General features: G+C 71.2%; 17 protein-coding genes. 13 read left to right on the top strand and 4 right to left on the bottom strand.

Annotated elements, in window-relative coordinates; translation table 11 throughout:
• Nucleotides 1-12 precede the first annotated feature (12 nt).
• A complete protein-coding gene (locus ACWFR4_RS28610) occupies nucleotides 13-1,119 on the bottom strand; it encodes a DUF5937 family protein (RefSeq protein ID WP_453458785.1) in 1,107 nt (368 codons plus the stop codon).
• Nucleotides 1,120-1,351: 232 nt separating this feature from the next.
• Between ACWFR4_RS28610 and ACWFR4_RS28605 the strand changes: the two genes are divergently transcribed.
• A complete protein-coding gene (locus ACWFR4_RS28605) occupies nucleotides 1,352-1,570 on the top strand; it encodes a hypothetical protein (RefSeq protein WP_453458787.1) in 219 nt (72 codons plus the stop codon).
• Nucleotides 1,571-1,595: 25 nt separating this feature from the next.
• Here ACWFR4_RS28605 and ACWFR4_RS28600 read toward each other — a convergent pair whose 3' ends face one another.
• The gene (locus ACWFR4_RS28600) at nucleotides 1,596-2,786 is read right to left on the bottom strand and encodes a threonine aldolase family protein (protein WP_453458790.1); all 1,191 of its coding nucleotides are present in this window, start codon (nucleotides 2,784-2,786) and stop codon (nucleotides 1,596-1,598) included.
• Between the two features lie 134 nt (nucleotides 2,787-2,920).
• Between ACWFR4_RS28600 and ACWFR4_RS28595 the strand changes: the two genes are divergently transcribed.
• The 11 genes from ACWFR4_RS28595 to ACWFR4_RS28545 all read left to right on the top strand — a co-directional run bounded on the left by ACWFR4_RS28595 (nucleotide 2,921) and on the right by ACWFR4_RS28545 (nucleotide 12,939).
• On the top strand, nucleotides 2,921-3,850 hold the full coding sequence (locus ACWFR4_RS28595) for a Rossmann-like and DUF2520 domain-containing protein (RefSeq protein WP_453458792.1): 930 nt from the start codon (nucleotides 2,921-2,923) through the stop codon (nucleotides 3,848-3,850).
• Complete coding sequence (panC, locus tag ACWFR4_RS28590; RefSeq protein ID WP_453458795.1) at nucleotides 3,847-4,836, top strand: pantoate--beta-alanine ligase; 990 nt, start codon at nucleotides 3,847-3,849, stop codon at nucleotides 4,834-4,836. Before ACWFR4_RS28595 ends, panC begins: the two co-directional genes overlap by 4 nt.
• Entirely contained in the window at nucleotides 4,833-6,587 is a 1,755-nt protein-coding gene (locus ACWFR4_RS28585) for an L-aspartate oxidase (RefSeq protein ID WP_453655196.1), read from the top strand. Before panC ends, ACWFR4_RS28585 begins: the two co-directional genes overlap by 4 nt.
• A gap of 5 nt (nucleotides 6,588-6,592) precedes the next feature.
• Nucleotides 6,593-7,576 (top strand): carboxylating nicotinate-nucleotide diphosphorylase, encoded by a 984-nt coding sequence (gene nadC / locus ACWFR4_RS28580; protein ID WP_453458801.1) that lies wholly within the window; start codon nucleotides 6,593-6,595, stop codon nucleotides 7,574-7,576.
• Nucleotides 7,577-7,581: 5 nt separating this feature from the next.
• Nucleotides 7,582-8,379 (top strand): type III pantothenate kinase, encoded by a 798-nt coding sequence (locus ACWFR4_RS28575; RefSeq protein WP_375986166.1) that lies wholly within the window; start codon nucleotides 7,582-7,584, stop codon nucleotides 8,377-8,379.
• A 241-nt stretch (nucleotides 8,380-8,620) separates the two neighbouring features.
• Nucleotides 8,621-10,219 (top strand): hypothetical protein, encoded by a 1,599-nt coding sequence (locus tag ACWFR4_RS28570; RefSeq protein WP_453458803.1) that lies wholly within the window; start codon nucleotides 8,621-8,623, stop codon nucleotides 10,217-10,219.
• 142 nt (nucleotides 10,220-10,361) lie between these two features.
• Nucleotides 10,362-10,997, top strand: coding sequence for a hypothetical protein (locus ACWFR4_RS28565; RefSeq protein WP_453655194.1), 636 nt, complete (start codon nucleotides 10,362-10,364; stop codon nucleotides 10,995-10,997).
• Between the two features lie 13 nt (nucleotides 10,998-11,010).
• Nucleotides 11,011-11,193 (top strand): hypothetical protein, encoded by a 183-nt coding sequence (locus tag ACWFR4_RS28560; protein WP_266672987.1) that lies wholly within the window; start codon nucleotides 11,011-11,013, stop codon nucleotides 11,191-11,193.
• A gap of 97 nt (nucleotides 11,194-11,290) precedes the next feature.
• A complete protein-coding gene (locus tag ACWFR4_RS28555; protein WP_453655378.1) occupies nucleotides 11,291-11,809 on the top strand; it encodes a BlaI/MecI/CopY family transcriptional regulator in 519 nt (172 codons plus the stop codon).
• A gap of 9 nt (nucleotides 11,810-11,818) precedes the next feature.
• Complete coding sequence (locus ACWFR4_RS28550; protein WP_116511473.1) at nucleotides 11,819-12,361, top strand: amino-acid N-acetyltransferase; 543 nt, start codon at nucleotides 11,819-11,821, stop codon at nucleotides 12,359-12,361.
• Nucleotides 12,362-12,600: 239 nt separating this feature from the next.
• Nucleotides 12,601-12,939: a histone-like nucleoid-structuring protein Lsr2 gene (locus ACWFR4_RS28545; protein ID WP_453458808.1), complete on the top strand. Its 339-nt coding sequence runs from the start codon at nucleotides 12,601-12,603 to the stop codon at nucleotides 12,937-12,939.
• Here the strand turns inward: ACWFR4_RS28545 and ACWFR4_RS28540 are convergent.
• Entirely contained in the window at nucleotides 12,918-13,493 is a 576-nt protein-coding gene (locus tag ACWFR4_RS28540; protein WP_453655192.1) for an SCO3374 family protein, read from the bottom strand. The genes ACWFR4_RS28545 and ACWFR4_RS28540 overlap by 22 nt on opposite strands.
• Before the next feature lie 442 nt (nucleotides 13,494-13,935).
• Here ACWFR4_RS28540 and ACWFR4_RS28535 point away from each other — a divergent pair, with 442 nt between their 5' ends.
• Nucleotides 13,936-16,464 (top strand): ATP-dependent Clp protease ATP-binding subunit, encoded by a 2,529-nt coding sequence (locus ACWFR4_RS28535; protein WP_453458814.1) that lies wholly within the window; start codon nucleotides 13,936-13,938, stop codon nucleotides 16,462-16,464.
• Between the two features lie 80 nt (nucleotides 16,465-16,544).
• Here ACWFR4_RS28535 and ACWFR4_RS28530 read toward each other — a convergent pair whose 3' ends face one another.
• The gene (locus tag ACWFR4_RS28530) at nucleotides 16,545-19,583 is read right to left on the bottom strand and encodes an NACHT domain-containing protein (RefSeq protein ID WP_453655190.1); all 3,039 of its coding nucleotides are present in this window, start codon (nucleotides 19,581-19,583) and stop codon (nucleotides 16,545-16,547) included.
• Between the last annotated feature and the right edge of the window lie 343 nt (nucleotides 19,584-19,926).

The following is a 19,926-nucleotide window of genomic DNA, read 5'->3' as shown; positions in this document are numbered from 1 at the left end:
CTTCCCGAGCGGTCAGCGCAGTACGCCCTCGATGAAGTCGCTGCCCAGGCGGGCGACGGCCGTCAGATCCAGCTGGTGCTGGACGTAGCGGCCCCGGCGGCGCGTGGTGATCAGGCCCGCCTTCTTGAGCACGGTCAGATGCCGGGATATCTCCGGTGCCGTCATCCCGTGCGCGTCGGAGAGCTCGCTCGTCGTGTACGCGCCGCGTGCGAGATGGCGGCACAGACGCATGCGTACGGGGTGCGCGAGGGCCGTCATCCGGCGCGTGAGCTGCTCGACGGTCGCCGGTGTGGTGAGGCCGGGTGAGCCGACGGGATACGTGATCGCCGGCTGCCATCCGAAGCGGTGCAGCACCATGAGGTGCGGCCAGCCGAGGCTGGTCGGCACGAGGACGAGGCCGCCGTCCTCCGTGGTCGTGCGGCCCACGGTGATCTTGTCGACGGTGATCAGGTTCGCCGTCTCGTCGAGCGTGACGACCGACGACACCGCCGTCAGTGCCTCGGCCAGGCCCTTGCGCCTCAGGAGCTCGGTCTTGTGCCGGGCGTCGGCCGCCAGCTGGTGGTGGACGCGGGCCCAGATGTCCGCGAAGAACGCCTCCTCGCAGTCCTCCACGAGCCGGCGGAACCAGGCGCGCACGGCGGGCGGGTCGTCCAGGAGCCGCTGGGTGAACTGGACCTGGGGCAGCCCGCGCGTGGCCGCGAGATCCAGGGCGCGACGGCGCATGTCCGGGTCGTCCAGCGGGTTGGCCCCGCGCAACGCGTAGCTGTTCTGGCAGGTGAACTCGAGTGCCGCGTCCACGAACTGACGGTCGGTCAGCTTGTCTAGCAGGTCGAGCTCTTCGGCGAGGGTGGCGCCGGGCAGGGTGGCCCGGCCCGGGATCCCGGCGAACGGCGCGAACACGTCCGAGAACGTCGCCCGCCACAGGAAGTCCGCCTCGCAGAGCCGGTCCGCGAGGCACGGGTCGAGGCGCGCGGACACCGCGGTCGTCCAGCCCTGGAGCCCCGGGTGGTGCGCGGGCTCGGCCAGCGCGTGCAGCGCCATGCCCAGCTCGGACAGGGGTGAGGGCACGACACTGATCTGCTCCGGGGCCAGCCCGCTGATGTCGATGCTCACGCTCATGACCCCATGGTGCACGCAGGGTCGGACAACCGAGTTCTCGATTGACGGCTCCCGTCAATCCACGTGACCGGGCGGGGCCGCCGGGCGGAGTCTCCTTTAGGTCGGACCGAAGCGGCAAAGAGCGATGAATGCCAGACAGTGCCAATAAAGCCCTGCAAAGCAAATAAAGCTCTACGAATAGCCGCATTCTTCGTCATGACGTGACAATGAGAAGACCAGTGAGGGGTACGTCATGAGCATCAATCAGCAGTACGCACTGGATGTCTACCGCGCTTCCCTGCACGGGGAGCCCGCCCCGCCGGCGCCGGGCGTCCACGACTGGAGCACCATCCGTGAGCTGCGCGACTACCGCCGCTTCCGCGCGGTCGTCGCCGGCCGCCCGGCGCACGGCCGGATCCGGGCGGCCCTGTCCCGCCTGATCCACCCGCACCGCGGCGCGGCGGGCTGCTGACCTGCCGGCCTCTGACGGACGCCGGTCAGGCGTCCTGGGCGGCGGTCTCCGGGGGGATCAGTGCCACGAAGTCCGCGACGGCCGCGCGGACGTCGTCGGCGGTCCATTCGAGCCCGCGCGCGGAGACCGTGACCTCGGTGACCGAAAGCCCCGGAGGGCCCTGCTCGTGCCAGCGCCGGAACAGCGACGTCCGGGTCTGCTCGGCCTGCGTCACCGACGCCTCGTCGAGCCGTTCGGAGGCGTACGGCAGCCAGACCTGGAACTCGTGCGTGTGCGGAACCTCGGGGTGCACCCGCACCCACGGCACCCCGGCCTCGGTGAAGCCTTCGCGCAGCGCCTCGGCGACCACGCGCGCGTGAGCCACGTACTCGGGCACACGCGGCAGCTCCCGCTCCAGGCCGATCAGGGCCGAGAGCACCGCGGGGAACTGCTGGAAGAGCTGGCCGCCGTAGCGGTGGCGCCAGGTCTTCGCCTCCTCGATGAACGACCGGGGCCCGGCGAGCGCCGCTCCGCTGAGGCCGCCGAGGGTCTTGTAGAACGACACGTACACGCTGTCGGCGAGGTCGGCGATCTCGGCCAGGGAGCGCCCGAAGTGGGTGGTGCACTCCCACAGGCGCGCCCCGTCGAAGTGCACGACGGCGTCCCGTTCCCTGGCCGCCTCGGTGACGGCGACCAGCTCGTCCCACGTGGGCAGCACGTAACCGGCGTCCCGGAGGGGCAGTTCGAGCATCAGCGCGCCGAAGGGCTCTGCGAAGTCGCGCACCTCGTCGGCGTCGGGCAGCCGCGGCTCGGTCGTCGGGTGGACGGTGCGCAGGCCGCTCAGCGCGCTGAAGGCGCCGCGCTCGTGCCGCTCCGGGTGTGCCATCGGGTGCAGGGCGACCGTCGGGTTCCCCGTACGGCCCGCCCAGCAGCGCAGGGCGACCTGCTGCGCCATCGTGCCGGTGGGGAAGTAGGCGGCCGCCTCAGTACCGAGGAGCCCCGCCACGCGCTCCTCCAGGTCGGCGACGATGCCGTCGCCGTACAGATCGCCGGTCCGGCCCGGGTCGGTGACGGACCACGCGGCCTCCGTGAGGGCCGTCAGACGCTCACCGATGGTGGCGTCGAGGCCGTGCACGCCCAGGATCCGCTCGGCGCCCCGCACGGCCGCGGCGCGGCGCTCCCGCGCCTTCGTCGCGTCGTCCGCCGCGGGGTTCTCCCGCTCTTCGCTTTCCGTCATCCGCCGATGATGTCGTACGCGCGTGCGGTTGCCCACAGCCTGTGGACGGACCGGAGCCCGTGGAGCAGATCGCGTTAACATGACGAGAAATCGTCCGGTACCCCGAGCGGACTGGAACGGAAGGCCGTCGTCCTGTGAACGCACCTCCTCGACCTGAACCCACCGACCCAAGGGACCGCCCCGCCCGGCTCACCGTCGGAGTGGTCGGCGCGGGCCGTGTCGGCCCCGCCCTCGCGGCCTCCCTGGCCCTCGCGGGGCACCGCCCGGTCGCCGTCTCCGCGGTCTCCGAGGCATCCGTGCGCCGGGCCGGCCTCATGCTGCCCGACGTCCCCGTCGTGACGCCCGCCGAGGTCCTCGCGCGCGCCGAACTCGTGCTCCTCACGGTGCCCGACGACGCGCTGCCCGGCCTCGTGGAAGGGCTCGTCGAGACCGGTTCCGTACGCCCGGGACAGCTGATCGTGCACACCTCGGGGCGCTACGGCACGAAGGTGCTCGACCCCGCGCTGCGGGCCGGCGCCCTGCCGCTCGCGCTGCACCCCGCCATGACGTTCACCGGCACCCCCGTAGACGTACAGCGGCTGGCCGGCTGCGCCTTCGGCGTGACCGCGCCCGAGGAGCTGCGGCTCGCCGCGGAGGCGCTCGTCATCGAGATGGGCGGCGAGCCCGAGTGGATCCGCGAGGAGTCGCGCCCGCTGTACCACGCGGCGCTCGCCCTCGGCGCGAACCACCTGGTCACGCTGGTCGCCGAGTCCATGGAACTGCTCCGGACCGCGGGTGTCGAAGCCCCCGACCGGATGCTCGGCCCGCTGCTCGGCGCGGCCCTCGACAACGCCCTCAGGTCCGGTGACGCGGCGCTCACCGGGCCCGTCGCGCGCGGGGACGCGGGCACGGTCGCCGCCCATGTCGCCGAGCTGCGGAAGCACGCGCCCGAGACCGTCGCCGGGTATCTGGCGATGGCCCGCGCCACCGCCGACCGTGCCCTCGCGCACGGTCTGCTCAAGCCCGAACTCGCCGAGGACCTGCTGGGGGTCCTGGCCGACGGCGCCGAGGGAGACAAGCGATGACCACAGTGCTGCACACCGCCGATGACCTGCGCACGCGCACGCGTGCGGGCCGGCGCGCCGTCGTCATGACGATGGGCGCCCTGCACGACGGCCACGCCGAACTGATCCGCACGGCCCGCTCGATCGCGGGCGCCGACGGAGAAGTGGTGACGACGGTCTTCGTGAACCCGCTCCAGTTCGGCGCGGGCGAGGACCTGGACCGCTATCCGCGCACCCTCGACTCCGACGTCAAGATCGCCGAGCAGGCGGGCGCCGATGTCGTGTTCGCGCCCTCCGCGGAAGAGGTCTACCCCGGCGGCGAGCCCCAGGTCCGCGTCGCCGCGGGCCCCATGGGCGAGCGCCTCGAAGGCGCCTCACGACCCGGCCACTTCGACGGCATGCTCACCGTCGTCGCCAAGCTGCTGCACCTGACCGCCGCCGACATCGCGCTGTTCGGGCAGAAGGACGCCCAGCAGCTCGCCCTGGTCCGCCGCATGGTGCGCGACCTGAACTTCCCCGTGGAGATCGTCGGCGTACCCACCGTGCGCGAGGACGACGGCCTGGCCCTCTCCAGCCGCAACCGCTACCTCTCCGCCGAAGAGCGGCGCACCGCGCTCGCTCTGTCCCAGGCGCTCTTCGCCGGCCGCGACCGGCACGCCGCCCAGGAGGCCCTGCGCGCTCGTGCCCACGAGGCGCCCTCCACGCACGCGCGCGCCGATGCCCTGAACGCGATAGGCGAGGCTCGTGCCGCGGCCGACGCGCACGCCGTCGCGAAGGCGTCGCCCGGCGGCCCCGAAGCCGTCCGCGCCGCGGCCCGCCAGGTCCTCGACGAGGCCGCCCGGGTCCGGCCGCCGCTCATGCTGGACTACCTCGCCCTCGTGGACCCGGCCGACTTCACCGACGTGAAGCGCGGCTACACCGGAGAAGCCGTGCTCGCCGTCGCCGCCAGGGTCGGTGCGACGCGGCTGATCGACAACATCCCCCTGACCTTCGGAGCTCCCGTATGAGTGCCACAGGGACCACAGCCACCGGTACAGCGACCGGCATACGCCTGCACGCGCCCGCGCCCGGCTGGTCCGTCACCGCCGATGTCGTGATCGTCGGCTCCGGTGTCGCCGGGCTCACCGCGGCCCTGCGCTGCCAGGCGGCCGGACTGCGGACCGTCGTCGTCACCAAGGCCCGCCTCGACGACGGCTCCACGCGCTGGGCACAGGGCGGCGTCGCCGCGGCGCTCGGCGAGGGCGACACCCCCGAGCAGCATCTCGACGACACGCTCGTCGCGGGCGTGGGCCTGTGCGACGAGGAAGCGGTCCGCACCCTCGTCACGGAGGGCCCCGGCGCCGTACGGCGGCTCATCGCGACCGGCGCCCACTTCGACGAGTCGGCCGACGGCGCCCTCGCGCTCACCCGGGAGGGCGGCCACCACCGCCGCCGCATCGCGCACGCGGGCGGCGACGCCACCGGCGCCGAGATCTCCCGCGCCCTCGTCGAGGCGGTACGCGCGCGTGGCATCAGGACCGTCGAGAACGCCCTGGTCCTCGACCTCCTCACGGACGCCGACGGCCGCACGGCGGGCGTCTCCCTGCACGTCATGGGGGAGGGCCAGCACGACGGCGTCGGCGCCGCGCTCGCGCCCGCCGTGGTCCTCGCGACCGGCGGCATGGGCCAGGTCTTCTCCGCCACGACCAATCCGTACGTCTCCACCGGCGACGGCGTCGCGCTCGCCCTGCGCGCGGGCGCGGAGGTCTCCGACCTGGAGTTCGTGCAGTTCCACCCGACCGTGCTCTTCCTCGGCGCGGACGCGGAGGGCCAGCAGCCGCTCGTCTCCGAGGCCGTACGCGGCGAGGGCGCCCACCTCGTCGACGCCGACGGGGTCCGCTTCATGGTCGGCCAGCACGAACTGGCCGAGCTCGCGCCCCGCGACATCGTCGCCAAGGGCATCACGCGCCGCATGCAGGAGCTGGGCGCCGAGCACATGTACCTGGACGCCCGGCACTTCGGCGCCGAGATGTGGGAGACCCGGTTCCCCACGATCCTCGCCGCCTGCCGCGCCCACGGCATCGACCCGGTCACCGAGCCCATCCCCGTGGCGCCCGCCGCGCACTACGCCTCCGGAGGCGTCCGCACGGACCTCCAGGGCCGCACGACGGTCCCGGGCCTGTACGCGTGCGGAGAGGTCGCCTGCACCGGCGTCCACGGCGCGAACCGCCTCGCCTCCAACTCCCTCCTGGAGGGCCTGGTCTACGCCGAGCGCATCGCGGACGACATCGCCGCGAGCCACCGGGAGAACGGTCTCCACGCGCGCGTGCCCGTGCCCGTCCCGCACCCGGAGACCCCGACCCACCCCCTGATGCCGCCCGAGGCGCGGTTCGCCATCCAGCGCGTCATGACGCAGGGCGCCGGCGTGCTGCGCTCCGCGGACTCCCTCGCCGACGCCGCCGCGGGACTCGGCCGCATCCACGCCGAAGCGGCGGGCGCTCTCGCGGAGAACGGCAAGACCGCGGAGCCCGGCGTCGACACCTGGGAGGCCACCAATCTCCTGTGCGTCGCCCGCGTCCTCGTCGCCGCGGCCCGCCGCCGCGAGGAGACCCGCGGCTGCCACTGGCGCGAGGACCACGCCGACCGCGATGACGCGGCCTGGCGCCGCCACATCGTCGTACGGCTGAATCCCGACCGGACGCTGGCCGCGCACACCACGCCCACCGCAGAATTCCCCCCGACCCGCCCCGAGTGCCGTACAAACCAGCAGGAGCAGTGAGAGACGTGAGTACCCCCGACCTCCCCCTCGCCGAGAGCGGCGGCTGCGGCGACGGCTGCGGCTGCGGCGGAGCCGACGCCGACATGATGGAGTGCGGCCTCGACCCCGCCCTCTCCCAGCTCCTGGCCGACGCGGGGCTCGACCCCGTGGAGGTCGAGGACATCGCGCACATGGCCATCGCCGAAGACCTCGACATGGCTTCCGGCGGCGTGGACGTCACCACGGTCGCCACCATCCCCGAGGACGCCGTCGCCACCGCCGACTTCACCGCCCGCGAGGACGGCGTCGTGGCGGGCCTGCGCGTCGCCGAGGCCGTGCTCTCCGTGGTCTGCACGGACGAGTTCGAGGTCGAGCGGCACGCAGAGGACGGCGACCGGATCACCGCCGGGCAGAAGCTCCTCAGCGTCACCACCCGCACCCGCGACCTGCTGACCGCCGAGCGCAGCGCCCTCAACATCCTGTGCCGCCTGTCCGGCATCGCGACCGCCACGCGCGCGTGGGCGGACGCGCTGGAGGGGACCACGGCGAAGGTCCGCGACACCCGCAAGACGACGCCCGGCCTGCGCTCCCTGGAGAAGTTCGCCGTCCGCATGGGCGGCGGCGTCAACCACCGCATGTCGCTCTCCGACGCGGCCCTGGTCAAGGACAACCACGTGGTCGCCGCCGGCGGCGTCGCGCAGGCCTTCAAGGCCGTACGGGAGTCCTTCCCCGGCCTCGCCGTCGAGGTCGAGGTCGACACTCTGGACCAGCTGCGCGAGGTCGTGGAGGCGGGCGCCGACCTGATCCTCCTGGACAACTTCACGCCCGCGCAGACCCAGGAGGCCGTCGCGATCGTGGGCGGCCGCGCCCTCCTGGAGTCCTCGGGCCGGCTGACCCTGGCGAACGGGCGCGAGTACGCCGCGACGGGTGTCGACTTCCTCGCGGTGGGCGCGCTGACCCACTCGTCGCCGATCCTGGACATCGGCCTCGACCTGCGCGCGGCGGAGTAGTCGCCATGCTGCTCACCATCGACGTAGGCAACACGCACACCGTCCTCGGCCTGTTCGACGGGGAGGAGATCGTCGAGCACTGGCGCATCTCCACCGACGCCCGCCGCACCGCCGACGAACTCGCCGTGCTCCTTCAGGGCCTGATGGGCATGCACCCGCTGCTCGGCGACGAACTCGGCGACGGCATCGACGGCATCGCGATCTGCTCCACCGTCCCCTCGGTCCTGCACGAGCTGCGCGAGGTCACCCGGCGCTACTACGGAGACGTGCCCGCCGTCCTCGTGGAGCCCGGCATCAAGACCGGCGTCCCGATCCTCATGGACAACCCCAAGGAGGTCGGCGCCGACCGCATCATCAACGCGGTGGCGGCGGTCGAGCTCTACGGGGGGCCCGCCATCGTCGTCGACTTCGGCACGGCGACCACCTTCGACGCGGTCTCCGCGCGCGGGGAGTACGCCGGCGGAGTCATCGCCCCCGGCATCGAGATCTCCGTGGAGGCCCTGGGCGTCAAGGGCGCCCAGCTCCGCAAGATCGAGATCGCCCGCCCGCGCAGCGTCATCGGCAAGAACACCGTCGAGGCCATGCAGTCCGGCATCCTGTACGGCTTCGCGGGCCAGGTCGACGGCGTCGTGACCCGCATGGCGCGCGAACTCGCCGACGACCCGGACGACGTGACCGTCATCGCCACCGGAGGCCTGGCGCCCATGGTGCTCGGTGAGGCCGCGGTGATCGACGAGCACGAGCCGTGGCTGACGCTGATCGGCCTGCGCCTGGTCTATGAGCGGAACATCTCTCGCTCCTGACGCCGCTTCGGCAGCACGCCCGTTCGGCAGCACGCCCGTTCGGCGGCCGGTAATTTCGGCGGCTGACCTTTTCGGCAGCATGCCTATTTGGCGGCGCCTCAACTGCCCCTTCGCGCACGGACTTTCGACAGGGCGTGCGCGAAGGGCGCAACCGTTCGTACGCTTCGCTCGTCTCCGCAGAGACGGGGCACGAGTCGGCATGCGAGGGATGTGGGGCGAAATGTGGCGTAAGGGCAGACAGTTGGCGGCTGCGACGGCGGCGATCACGCTGACCGGGGTCGGTCTCACGAGCGCCACCGCCCGGGCCGCGGACGGCCCCACGCCCCCCACCCAGCCCTACGCGGTCATCACGGCGCCCGCGCAGATAGCCGTCCCGGCGGCGGGCACGGCCATCGCCCCCGAGGTGGGCTACGGCTTCGCCGACGACGGAGTGGACGGGCTCCCGCTGCCGCAGAACGCCAAGTTGGTGATCGATGCGAGCGGCCTGAAGGGCATCGCCACGATCAAGGCCAAGAACGACCAGTGCACGACGGACGGCGCCGTTGTCACGTGCCTGGACAACGGCAATCTGCACGGCCCGTTCGAGCCCTTCACGCTCAGCGCGGTCGCCGGCACGAAGCCCGGCGACACCGGAACGCTGCGTTACGAGGTCACGGCGGACAAGGCGACCCCCGACACCGAGACCTCCAAGGTCGTCATCGGTTCCCCGAAGATCCAGGTCGCCGCACTGCCCGCCAGGTCCGGCCTGACGCCCGGCCAGTCCGTCGACTACCCCGTGGTCCTGCGCAACACCGGCGACCTGCCCACCGAACAGATCACCGTCCGCCTCACGAGCAGCCCGGGGGTCGCGTTCGCCGGGAAGCACAGCAACTGCCTCTATCTGCCGGGCGACTTCGGCAGGGACGACGCCGACGTGACCTGCGTCTTCAAGACGGCGATCGCCCCGGGTGACACGGTTGGATTCTCCGACCCGCTCGAAGGGTCCCTCGGCAAGGACGCCTTCCACACCTGGACCGACATCACCGCAGAGGCCCTCCCGGCCTCCTCCGGTACAGACACCGGCGGCACCCCCGGCAAGGGCGCAGCGCTCACCCTGACCCCCGCCACGGGCAAGGACTTCGCCGACAGCCGCCGGGTGACGTACGACGCCGACAACGCCGCCGATTTCCTCGCGGTCGGCGCCGTCCTCGTGCCCGGCAAGAAGGGCTCCACCCACCCGCTGGCCTTCGGCCTGCGCAACGCGGGCCCCGCCGTGATCGCCCACCCCGACGGCAAGCCCGTGGCCTACGCCGAGGTGACGCTCCCCGAGGGCGTCGTCGCCAAGAGCGTGGGCGTCGACGAGGAGCCCGACGACCAGGCGAGCGGCAACTGCTACACGTACACCGGCGGCAAGACCTCGCCCTTCGAGCCGGGCCACCGCCGCTACCTCTGCCCGGACACCGTCTCCGAGGAGAGCGGCGACGGCCAGATGTACCGCTTCCAGGTCGGCTACGAGAAGGACCTCGCCGCCGGCGCCGCCCGCGGCACGGTCACCGTGCGCCCCGGCGACGGGATCGTCCTGAACGACCCGGACCAGTCGAACGACGAGGCGGCGATCACCGTCGGTGACGCCTCTTCCTCCCCGTCGCCGTCCCCGTCGGCCTCGGGCGGCACCGCGACCCCCTCGCCCTCCGCTTCCGCCACGGCCTCCGTGACGTCGGGCGGCTCGGGGACTTCGGGCACGTCCGGGTCCATGGCGGCGACCGGTGCGGGGTTCCTGCCGTGGCTGGCCGCGGCGGCCGCGGCGGCGCTCGGCGTGGGCGCGATCGTGTTCGCCATGTCGCGCCGCCGGGCGGAGTGACCTGGGCAGAGTGCCCCGGGGGCGAGTGACCCGGGGCGAGTGGCTCAGGGCCGAGTGACCCAGGTGGGCGGCCCGGCGGTGAGCCACGCCGCAAATTGGCGGTTAAGCGGATTTTGTCCGTCGTGCTGCGTATCGTCGGCCCATGCCCACGCCCTACGGAAACCGCGGCGGCATGGCGTTCGGCGCTGAAGAGCTGCGTGTGCTCCGACGCGCCCTCGCCCTTGCCCTTCACCCGAGTCCCGTCTCCGCCGAGGACATCCAGGACTGCCTCCGGCTCGCCGAATCGGTCGACGAGGCAGCCGACGAAGGCGCCCGCATCCGCGCCTTCCTGCTGGCCGACCTCGCCCGCTACCGGGCCGCCCTGCCCGGCACCACCACCGGCTATCTGGAACTGCTCGACGAGGTGCTCGCGGCGGGCTACCAGCCCGGCGCCGACGACCTCGCCGCCCTGCGCGCCCTGCGCGCCAACCCCTCCGCCGCCATCCTCCTCGAACGCTGCCGCACGCTCGCCGAGCGCGACGTGCGGGCCAGACTCGAGGGCTGGGCACCGGCGCGCGCGGAAACGCGCGGCGCACAGCCCCGCGTCCCGGCCTCCCGTACCCGGCTGCTCGCCCTGCCCGGGGGCCTCGCCGCCACCGGGAAGCCGGCATCCGACCCCAGGCCCCCGGCGAACCCCCCGGCCCCGCCGCGCCCCATGCCCACCCCGGCCGAGGTCTTCCCGCCCAAGCGCCGCCCCGCGCCCCCTGCGGCCCCGCCGCAGGAGCTCGCCGTCGGATAGCTACTCTGGGGGCATGGACTACGTCTCCGCGCTCGTGCCCCCCGTAGTGATGGCCGTCTTCTTCATCGGTCTCATCGTGACGATCGTGAAGTCCCAGGGCGGCGACAAGAAGGCCAAGGAGGACGCGGCCGTCGACGCGGCGATCGCCCGCGCCGAGGCGGCCCGCCAGGCCGGCCCGCAGCTGAGCGACATCTGAGAAGGGCGCCCCCACCGGGCGCCCTTTTTGTCGTTATTCGGCGCCGTTCGCCACGTCCGGTGCCCTATTGCCGACTTCTGCCACTAGTGTGCTGCTCGTGCCGCGCCCATTGGGAGAACTCGAAGACGCAGTGATGACACGGGTGTGGAAGTGGAACCGCCTCGTGACGGTTCGCGAAGTCCTGGAAGACCTCCAGCAGGAACGGTCCATCGCCTACACCACGGTCATGACCGTTTTGGACAATCTCCACCAGAAGGGCTGGGTGCGCCGCGAAGCGGAAGGCCGGGCCTATCGATATGAGGCCGTCTCCACCCGCGCCGCCTACTCCGCCGCGCTGATGAACGACGCATGGTCCCAGAGTGACAACCCGGCGGCGGCTCTCGTCGCCTTCTTCGGCATGATGTCGCCGGAACAACGCGAAGCGCTGAGCGATGCCGTGCGCATGGTGCAGGGACCTCAGGCGCAGACCCTCACGACTCAAGAGCCGGAAGGATCTGGAGCCGGCGAAGGGCGTGAAGAGCCACAGGACTCCGAACAGCCCGAAGCGTCTGAAGCAGCCGAAGGGCCCGAGGAACCTGAAGGACCCGGGGAGCCGGCAACGGACGACGGGCGATAGCGTCCGCTCATGCCAGCACAGCTCCCCGAAGTCACCGCAAAAGCAGTCACCGTACGCAGGGCGAGGACGGCCGATGTGCCGGCCGTGCGCCGACTCCTCGACGCGTACAGCCGCGAGGGGATCCTGCTCGACAAAGCCACCGTGACGCTTTACGAGGACATCCAGGAGTTCTGGGTCGCGGAACGCGACGACAACGCGGAGGTCGTCGGCTGCGGCGCCCTGCATGTGATGTGGGAAGACCTCGCGGAAGTCCGTACCCTAGCCGTGAATCCGGTGGTCAGGGGCGCTGGTGTCGGTCATCAGCTGCTTCAGAAGTTGCTGCAGACCGCGCGCTGGATCGGTGTTCGCCGGGTTTTCTGTCTCACCTTCGAAGTGGAGTTCTTCGCGAACCACGGCTTCGTGGAGATCGGAGAGGCACCCGTCGATACGATCGACACCGATGTCTACAGCGAGCTCTTGCGTTCCTATGACGAGGGTGTCGCGGAGTTCCTCGGTCTCGAACGAGTGAAACCGAACACCTTGGGCAACAGCCGGATGCTTCTGCATCTGTGATCGCCCCCCCCGGTATTCCTGAGCGGCTCCCTGCCCAGGTGCCCTATGTCCGAAACGCGCATCTTTCCGGGCTTCTCGGGGTCCTTGGCCTCTACTGGATCTCTCCCAGGGGTTTGTGTTTTTCCAGCAAAAGCGGTTTGCTTTCCGACGTACTGCGTACTGCATATAACAAGGGGACGGCGAATCAACGACTGAGGTCGTGGGGTCCGGCCCTGCAGATATCGATGAAAGGAAATCCGGTGGCACAGAAGGTTCAGGTCCTTCTTGTCGACGACCTCGACGGTGGCGAGGCGGACGAGACCGTGACGTTTGCGTTGGACGGCAAGACTTTCGAGATCGACCTCACCACCGCCAACGCGGACAAGCTCCGCGGACTTCTTGAGCCGTATCTCAAGGGTGGCCGTCGCACCGGAGGCCGTTCCGCCGGCGGACGTGGCAAGGCGCGCGCCGCGGTGGCCGGCGGCAGCCAGGACACGGCGCAGATCCGTGCCTGGGCCAAGGAGAACGGTTACGAGGTCAACGACCGCGGCCGTGTCCCCGCGTCCATCCGTGAGGCCTACGAGAAGGCCAACGGCTGAGCGCAGGCACGTCGCAGCCGGATCCGGTGGCACTGAGTCGCCGCCGTTTCCACCAGCCGTACGAGACCGGGGGCGCCCCCACCGCCCCCTACGGCCGACAGCGCCGTCAGAGCCGGAAGTGTCGGCTCGACGTCGCGTCCGGCCTCGGGGGGCCGCACCCAGACAGCGGCCTCCTGCGGGTCCGGCACTCCCGGGGGCGCGGGCGCGTCGATCCGCCCGCCCGCACCGACCACGGTGAGATCGAGGGGCAGCGCCCCCCACTCCAGCCAGTCGAGCAGCCCGGGCAGCTCCTCCGCGCTGCCCGCGGCCACCAGCAGGCGCATCGTCTCCCCCTGCAGGGCCACCGGACATCCGGGGTCCAGCCGCCGCAGCACTGCACGTCCCGCCTCCGCGGGCAGCTCCAGTACGTCGAAGCGCAGCCCCGTCAGCAGCTGAAGGCGCTCAGGGCCCGGTGCGGTGGCCCAGCCGAGCGCGTTCTCGTACCACTCCCGCACCGGGTCGCCCGCGTCGAGCGGCCGACGGGGCAGGGGCACGATGGGCACGATGGAGACCATGTCCGGAGCAACCGCCGGGAACCCTCGCGGGTTACGCAGCGTTGTCGGATGAGTGCGCAGAGTTTCTCAAATGGGGGCGTGCGGAGCTGTTGGGCGGCGCAAGGGTGTTCGCCCGTAGCGGAGGGAACCGGGGCGCGCCGCATGGACTGTCACTCCTGGCGGGTAAGACATCCCTAGTGAGGAGGGGCGACACGTGGGTTCTGGCCCTCTTGCGTTCGCCATCGGCGTACTGATGGTGGGGGTAACTGCCTGGCCTGCGGGAACATCGTCTCGCACCATCGGTGTTGGAGCAGGTGTCGGCGTTCGGGTCAGGAGAACCTCCGAGATGGGGTCCGGGTGTCGGCAGTTGGAATGAGCGGTCCCCGCTTGCGGGACTAAGCTGCGGAAGGACAGGGAGGGGAGCGTCCCCTTACTGCCTGACCGCTCTGAGGAGCGATTAACGATGTTCGAGAGGTTCACCGACCGCGCGCGGCGGGTTGTCGTCCTGGCTCAGGAAGAAGCCCGGATGCTCAACCACAACTACATCGGCACCGAGCACATCCTCCTGGGCCTGATCCATGAGGGTGAGGGTGTCGCCGCTAAGGCCCTGGAGAGCCTCGGGATTTCGCTCGAGGCGGTCCGCCAGCAGGTGGAGGAGATCATCGGCCAGGGCCAGCAGGCCCCGTCCGGGCACATCCCCTTCACCCCCCGTGCCAAGAAGGTCCTGGAGCTGTCGCTCCGCGAGGCGCTTCAGCTGGGTCACAACTACATCGGCACGGAGCACATCCTGCTCGGCCTGATCCGTGAGGGCGAGGGCGTCGCCGCCCAGGTCCTGGTCAAGCTGGGCGCCGATCTCAATCGGGTGCGGCAGCAGGTCATCCAGCTGCTCTCCGGCTACCAGGGCAAGGAGACCGCCGGCGCCAGTGGCGGTCCTGCCGAGGGCACGCCCTCCACGTCCCTGGTCCTCGACCAGTTCGGCCGGAACCTCACGCAGGCCGCCCGCGAATCCAAGCTCGACCCGGTCATCGGGCGCGAGAAGGAGATCGAGCGGGTCATGCAGGTGCTGTCCCGCCGCACGAAGAACAACCCGGTCCTCATCGGCGAGCCCGGCGTCGGCAAGACCGCCGTCGTCGAGGGCCTCGCGCAGGCCATCGTCAAGGGCGAGGTGCCCGAGACCCTCAAGGACAAGCACCTCTACACCCTCGACCTGGGCGCGCTGGTCGCCGGTTCCCGCTACCGCGGTGACTTCGAGGAACGCCTGAAGAAGGTCCTCAAGGAGATCCGCACCCGCGGCGACATCATCCTGTTCATCGACGAGCTGCACACGCTGGTCGGTGCGGGTGCCGCCGAGGGCGCCATCGACGCCGCCTCGATCCTGAAGCCGATGCTGGCCCGTGGTGAGCTCCAGACCATCGGTGCGACCACGCTCGACGAGTACCGCAAGCACCTGGAGAAGGACGCCGCCCTCGAGCGCCGCTTCCAGCCGATCCAGGTCGCGGAGCCGTCGCTGCCGCACACGATCGAGATCCTCAAGGGTCTGCGCGACCGCTACGAGGCACACCACCGCGTCTCCATCACGGACGAGGCCCTCGTGCAGGCTGCGACGCTGGCCGACCGGTACATCTCGGACCGCTTCCTGCCGGACAAGGCGATCGACCTGATCGACGAGGCCGGTTCCCGGATGCGCATCCGCCGGATGACCGCGCCGCCGGACCTCCGCGAGTTCGACGAGAAGATCGCGGGCGTGCGCCGTGACAAGGAGTCGGCCATCGACTCCCAGGACTTCGAGAAGGCAGCTTCGCTCCGCGACAAGGAGAAGCAGCTGCTGGCGGCGAAGGCCAAGCGCGAGAAGGAGTGGAAGGCCGGCGACATGGACGTCGTCGCCGAGGTCGACGGCGAGCTGATCGCCGAGGTCCTCGCGACCGCGACCGGCATTCCCGTCTTCAAGCTGACCGAGGAGGAGTCCTCGCGTCTGCTGCGCATGGAGGACGAGCTCCACAAGCGCGTCATCGGTCAGAAGGACGCCGTCAAGGCGCTCTCGAAGGCGATCCGCCGTACGCGTGCCGGTCTGAAGGACCCGAAGCGCCCCGGTGGCTCGTTCATCTTCGCGGGCCCGTCCGGTGTCGGTAAGACCGAGCTGTCCAAGGCGCTCGCCGAGTTCCTCTTCGGTGACGAGGACGCGCTGATCTCCCTCGACATGTCGGAGTTCAGCGAGAAGCACACGGTCTCGCGTCTCTTCGGTTCGCCCCCCGGTTATGTGGGCTACGAAGAGGGCGGCCAGCTGACGGAGAAGGTGCGGCGCAAGCCGTTCTCGGTGGTTCTCTTCGACGAGGTCGAGAAGGCCCACCCGGACATCTTCAACTCGTTGCTGCAGATCCTGGAGGACGGTCGCCTGACCGACTCCCAGGGCCGGGTCGTGGACTTCAAGAACACGGTCATCATCATGACGACCAACCTCGGCACGCGGGACATCTCGAAGGGCTTCAACCTGGGCTTCGCGGCCACGGGTGACACGAAGTCCAACTACGAGCGGATGAAGAACAAGGTCTCGGACGAGCTCAAGCAGCACTTCCGTCCCGAGTTCCTCAACCGCGTGGACGACGTCGTCGTCTTCCCGCAGCTGACCCAGGACGACATCCTGCAGATCGTCGACCTGATGATCGGCAAGGTCGACGAGCGCCTCAAGGACCGGGACATGGGCATCGAGCTCAGCCAGTCCGCGAAGGACCTGCTGGCCAAGAAGGGTTACGACCCCGTGCTCGGCGCGCGTCCGCTGCGACGCACGATCCAGCGCGAGATCGAGGACTCGCTCTCCGAGAAGATCCTCTTCGGTGAGCTGCGTCCGGGCCACATCGTGGTCGTCGACACGGAGGGCGAGGGTGACGCCAAGACGTTCACCTTCCGCGGCGAGGAGAAGTCTGCGCTGCCGGACGTCCCGCCGATCGAGCAGGCGGCCGGCGGAGCCGGGCCGAATCTGAGCAAGGAGGCGTAACCCTTCGGGGATGCGCTGAGACGAAGGGGCTGCCCCAGGACTTCGGTCCTCGGGCAGCCCCTTTGCCGTGCTCCCGTGATTCAGCGACCCCAGCGGTGGACGGTGACCTCGGCTTGCGGGAAGAGGCCGGCGTACACCTCGTCGGCGGCCGGTGCGGCGTCCTCGGCGAAGAAGAGGCGCACGTCGTCCGCGTACGGGACGGCGGGGGCGAATCGGGAGACGTGCTTCTCGGTTCCCGCCTCCAGGTGGAGGGAGAGGACGCGGACGCCCGTCAGCTCGGTGGCCGGGCCGTGCGGTGGCAGGAGCCGGCCACCGAGGGAGAGGCGGGTGAGCGCGGGGTGCCGGGCGAGCTGTTCCCAGTCGCGTGGGCCGAGCGCGGCCGCATCGCTGGACAGGTTCAGCCAGGTCAGCTCGGGGAACGCGGCCAGGCCGTTGAGTCCGGTGGTCTCCGTGGCGCCTCGGCCGAGGATGAGCTGGTCGAGCGGCGCCCCGACCGGCAGGAACGCGGCGAGCGAGTCGCCGGGGACCGGCTGGACGACGCTGAGCGAGGAAAGGCTGGTCACCCGGGACAGGCCGGTGAGGGCCGGCAGCGCGGGCAGGTCGATCACCGACAGATGCCGTAGCCGCATCTCGGCGAGGGGCGCCAGGTCGCGGACCTCTGGGCAGTACATCAGGGACAGGAAGGTGAGCGAGGGCAGCGCGTGCAGGGCCCGCATGTCCTGTATGTGGGGGTTGCTGCGGAGGGTCAAGTGCTGGGCGGCGTCGGGGTCCAGCGCTCCCATGAACGCGTCGAGCGGATACTCCCCGCTGAGGTCGACCCGCAGCCACGGCGGCATCGTCCACATCGCCCGTACCTGCTCCTCGCTCGTGACGGTCAGGTCGAGCCCCTCCCGCCCCACATGCGCGAGCACCTCGTTCGCGTACTCCTGGGCGTCGAACCTCCGCCAGGTGCCGACGAGTTGGCGTCGTACGTCGAGTGATGTGTGGGCACGGAAGCGCTTCAGGACCGGCAGGGAGCCCTCGTGGCCCAGGCGGGAGGCCGTGGTCACCACCGCGTGGGCCTCATCGTCCGTCAGGCCCTTTGGGCCGGGGAGGAGTTCGAGGACGAACAGGCCCGCCTGCGCGAGCTCTTCGGCCTCCTGGGGTGTCCGGGGCGGGATGAGGGCGGCGGCCCGTTCCCGTACCTCTTCGAGGACCTCCTGTTCGACCGCCGAGGCGTCCTGAAGGCTCGCCAGCGCGAGGAGGGTCACGCGCGGGCTGTCCACGGCCAGCAGGCCCCGTAGTAGCGTCGTCCGCTCGCGGGTACGGGCGTGGGCCACGGCCATCCGTACGACGTCCTCCCACTGCGTGTCGCTTGCGTGGCCGAGCAGGACGTCGAGGTGGCCCTCCTCGACCGCGTACCGCGCGCCCAGGTGGTCGAGGAAGGTCCGGTGCGCGAAGTCGACCACCTGCGGGGCGGGGCTGCGAAGGACGCCGCTGCGCAGCAGGAGATGGCGCAGGATCGTGGGGGCGTCGCCCTGGCGCGCGGCGTCAGGGACGGAGGGCAGGGCGCGTTCGAGGAGGGTGAGCGCGGTGGCCTCGTCCATCTCGGTGCGGCCCGCGAGCACCAGGGCGTAGGCGAGGCGCTGGAGGAGTTCGGTCTGGTCCTCGGTGTCGAGTTCGATGCCGTCGAGGCCGCCCATGCCGCGCTGGCGGTCGCGGTCGGTGAGGATCATCTGGAGTGCGGCGTCATACAGGGCCTTGCGGCGCGGCGGGAGATAGCCGCGGCGCGCGCGGTGGAGGGCGCAGATCATCCCGCACATGAGGGGGTTGGTCGCCAGGAGCGACAGGTCCGGCTTGGCGCGCAGGGCGTCCAGGAGCTGTTCCTCGTGCTCGGCCGCGCCGGCGGCCGCGTGCCAGCGCCGTACGAACGCGCCGACCGCCTGGCGGCCCATGGGGGCGAGGGACAGCTCGGCGAACGCGCCCCCGGCCAGCCAGTCGGAGCGCACGGCGGTGGGGCGGGCGGTGAGCAGCCAGCGGTTGCCTGGGAAGGCGCGGACGAGGCCGAGCAGCCAGTCGCGCACGCGGGGCCGGTCGGCCGAGGGGACCTCGTCCAGGCCGTCGACCAGCACGAGGCCGCGCCCCGCCGTCAGGACGCGCTCGGCCCAGCCGTCCGGCGGGGTGTGCGGGCAGTCGGCGGAGGCGAGGAAGGCGGCGGGAGAGGGGAGCCCCGCGGCGCGGATCAGGGTGCGCAGCGGCAGCACGTAGGGGATACGGCCCGTGGTGGTGATCGCCAGCCATTGGATGAGGGTCGTCTTGCCGGAGCCCGCCTCGCCGCGCAGCAGGACCCGGTCGTGGCCGTCGAACGCGTCCTCGGCCCTGACCTGGACCGTCGTCGCTCCCTGGGGCCCGCCGTGCGCGTCCTCGGGGCCGGTCTCGCGGGTGGCTTCGAGGCTCAGGTAGGCGACGTCGAGGGGCCAGGCGTCGGGGGAGTCGCGCAGGTCGAGGCCGAAGATGGTGACGCGGTTGTGGCGCTCCGCGAGGTGGGCGCGGTAGCGAGCCTCGAAGGCGGTGTCCTGCCCGTCGCGCGGTGGGGTGCGCGTGATCAGCGCGTCCACCTTGGCGATCAGCTCGGACTGGGCGCGGCTCTGCTCGACCAGGGTGCGGGCCACGAACGTGGAGCGCTGGGTGAAGAAGTGCAGGATGTGCAGGCAGGCCCACTCGGTGACCGAGTCGAGGAAGTAGGCGGCGTCGGTGGTGAGGCCGGGCGAGGGGGCCGCCTCGCGCAGGGTGCGGGCCAGCTGCCGGTGGCCGAGGCGGACCGCCTGGACGTCGTCCATGTCCAGGTCGCCGAGGGCGAGGAGCCTGCGGGCGAGGGCGGCCGTGACCGCCTCCTGCTCGTCCGCGGGGAACGGCGGCTCGCCCGGGGACTGCACGGCCTCCCGCACCAGACGGGCGGCGAGGTGCCCGACCTCCTTCTCCCCGAGGGCCCGCTTCTCGCCGCGGAAGGTGACGAGGCCCGAGAGGCGTACGGGCTTGTCCACCAGGCCCGCGCCGGGGCCGTCACGGGTGAGGAGCTGCTTCACCAGAGGCGAGAGCACGCTCGACGCCAGGCGGGTGCCGAGGACTGCGGGATCCATCTGCGCTTCCCCCCGAAAGGCCGTGAAACCAGGCGCTTCAGCGTAGCCCGCGTCACATTCGCGGGGCTCTGGATCTTGCCTCCCGGTGACATGGCGCACAGGCGTTTTGTCCGGTACTAGCCGCAATAGTGGATGCGTTGCAAGGATGGGGGGTTATTGCGGCATCGACAGGTTCTACCGAAATGTCCGTTTCTTGGATCGGTAGGGCGTGCGGCCGGTGGGGCCCCGGGGCGCAAGGGCGTGAAGTGCCCCTAAACCTGGAATCGAGGCATAAAACCGACAGATCGCAGGGGGTCTTCGGGGGCTGTCAAGAGGTCGAAGTCCCGACCTTTTGGTACGGCTT

The sequence above is a fragment of the Streptomyces sp. NPDC055140 genome, from assembly GCF_053607285.1.
Note: the sequence above shows the minus strand (reverse complement) of the source record. Positions and strands in the feature narration are given on the sequence as shown.

What these genes read in the sequence shown, in the direction of transcription:
- ACWFR4_RS28610 (WP_453458785.1), bottom strand. Translation starts at nt 1,119, where the DNA reads ATGAGCGTGAGCATCGACATCAGCGGGCTGGCCCCGGAGCAGATCAGT.
- ACWFR4_RS28605 (WP_453458787.1), top strand. Translation starts at nt 1,352, where the DNA reads ATGAGCATCAATCAGCAGTACGCACTGGATGTCTACCGCGCTTCCCTG.
- ACWFR4_RS28600 (WP_453458790.1), bottom strand. Translation starts at nt 2,786, where the DNA reads ATGACGGAAAGCGAAGAGCGGGAGAACCCCGCGGCGGACGACGCGACG.
- panC (WP_453458795.1), top strand. Translation starts at nt 3,847, where the DNA reads ATGACCACAGTGCTGCACACCGCCGATGACCTGCGCACGCGCACGCGT.
- ACWFR4_RS28585 (WP_453655196.1), top strand. Translation starts at nt 4,833, where the DNA reads ATGAGTGCCACAGGGACCACAGCCACCGGTACAGCGACCGGCATACGC.
- ACWFR4_RS28575 (WP_375986166.1), top strand. Translation starts at nt 7,582, where the DNA reads ATGCTGCTCACCATCGACGTAGGCAACACGCACACCGTCCTCGGCCTG.
- ACWFR4_RS28565 (WP_453655194.1), top strand. Translation starts at nt 10,362, where the DNA reads ATGCCCACGCCCTACGGAAACCGCGGCGGCATGGCGTTCGGCGCTGAA.
- ACWFR4_RS28560 (WP_266672987.1), top strand. Translation starts at nt 11,011, where the DNA reads ATGGACTACGTCTCCGCGCTCGTGCCCCCCGTAGTGATGGCCGTCTTC.
- ACWFR4_RS28550 (WP_116511473.1), top strand. Translation starts at nt 11,819, where the DNA reads ATGCCAGCACAGCTCCCCGAAGTCACCGCAAAAGCAGTCACCGTACGC.
- ACWFR4_RS28540 (WP_453655192.1), bottom strand. Translation starts at nt 13,493, where the DNA reads ATGGTCTCCATCGTGCCCATCGTGCCCCTGCCCCGTCGGCCGCTCGAC.
- ACWFR4_RS28535 (WP_453458814.1), top strand. Translation starts at nt 13,936, where the DNA reads ATGTTCGAGAGGTTCACCGACCGCGCGCGGCGGGTTGTCGTCCTGGCT.
- ACWFR4_RS28530 (WP_453655190.1), bottom strand. Translation starts at nt 19,583, where the DNA reads ATGGATCCCGCAGTCCTCGGCACCCGCCTGGCGTCGAGCGTGCTCTCG.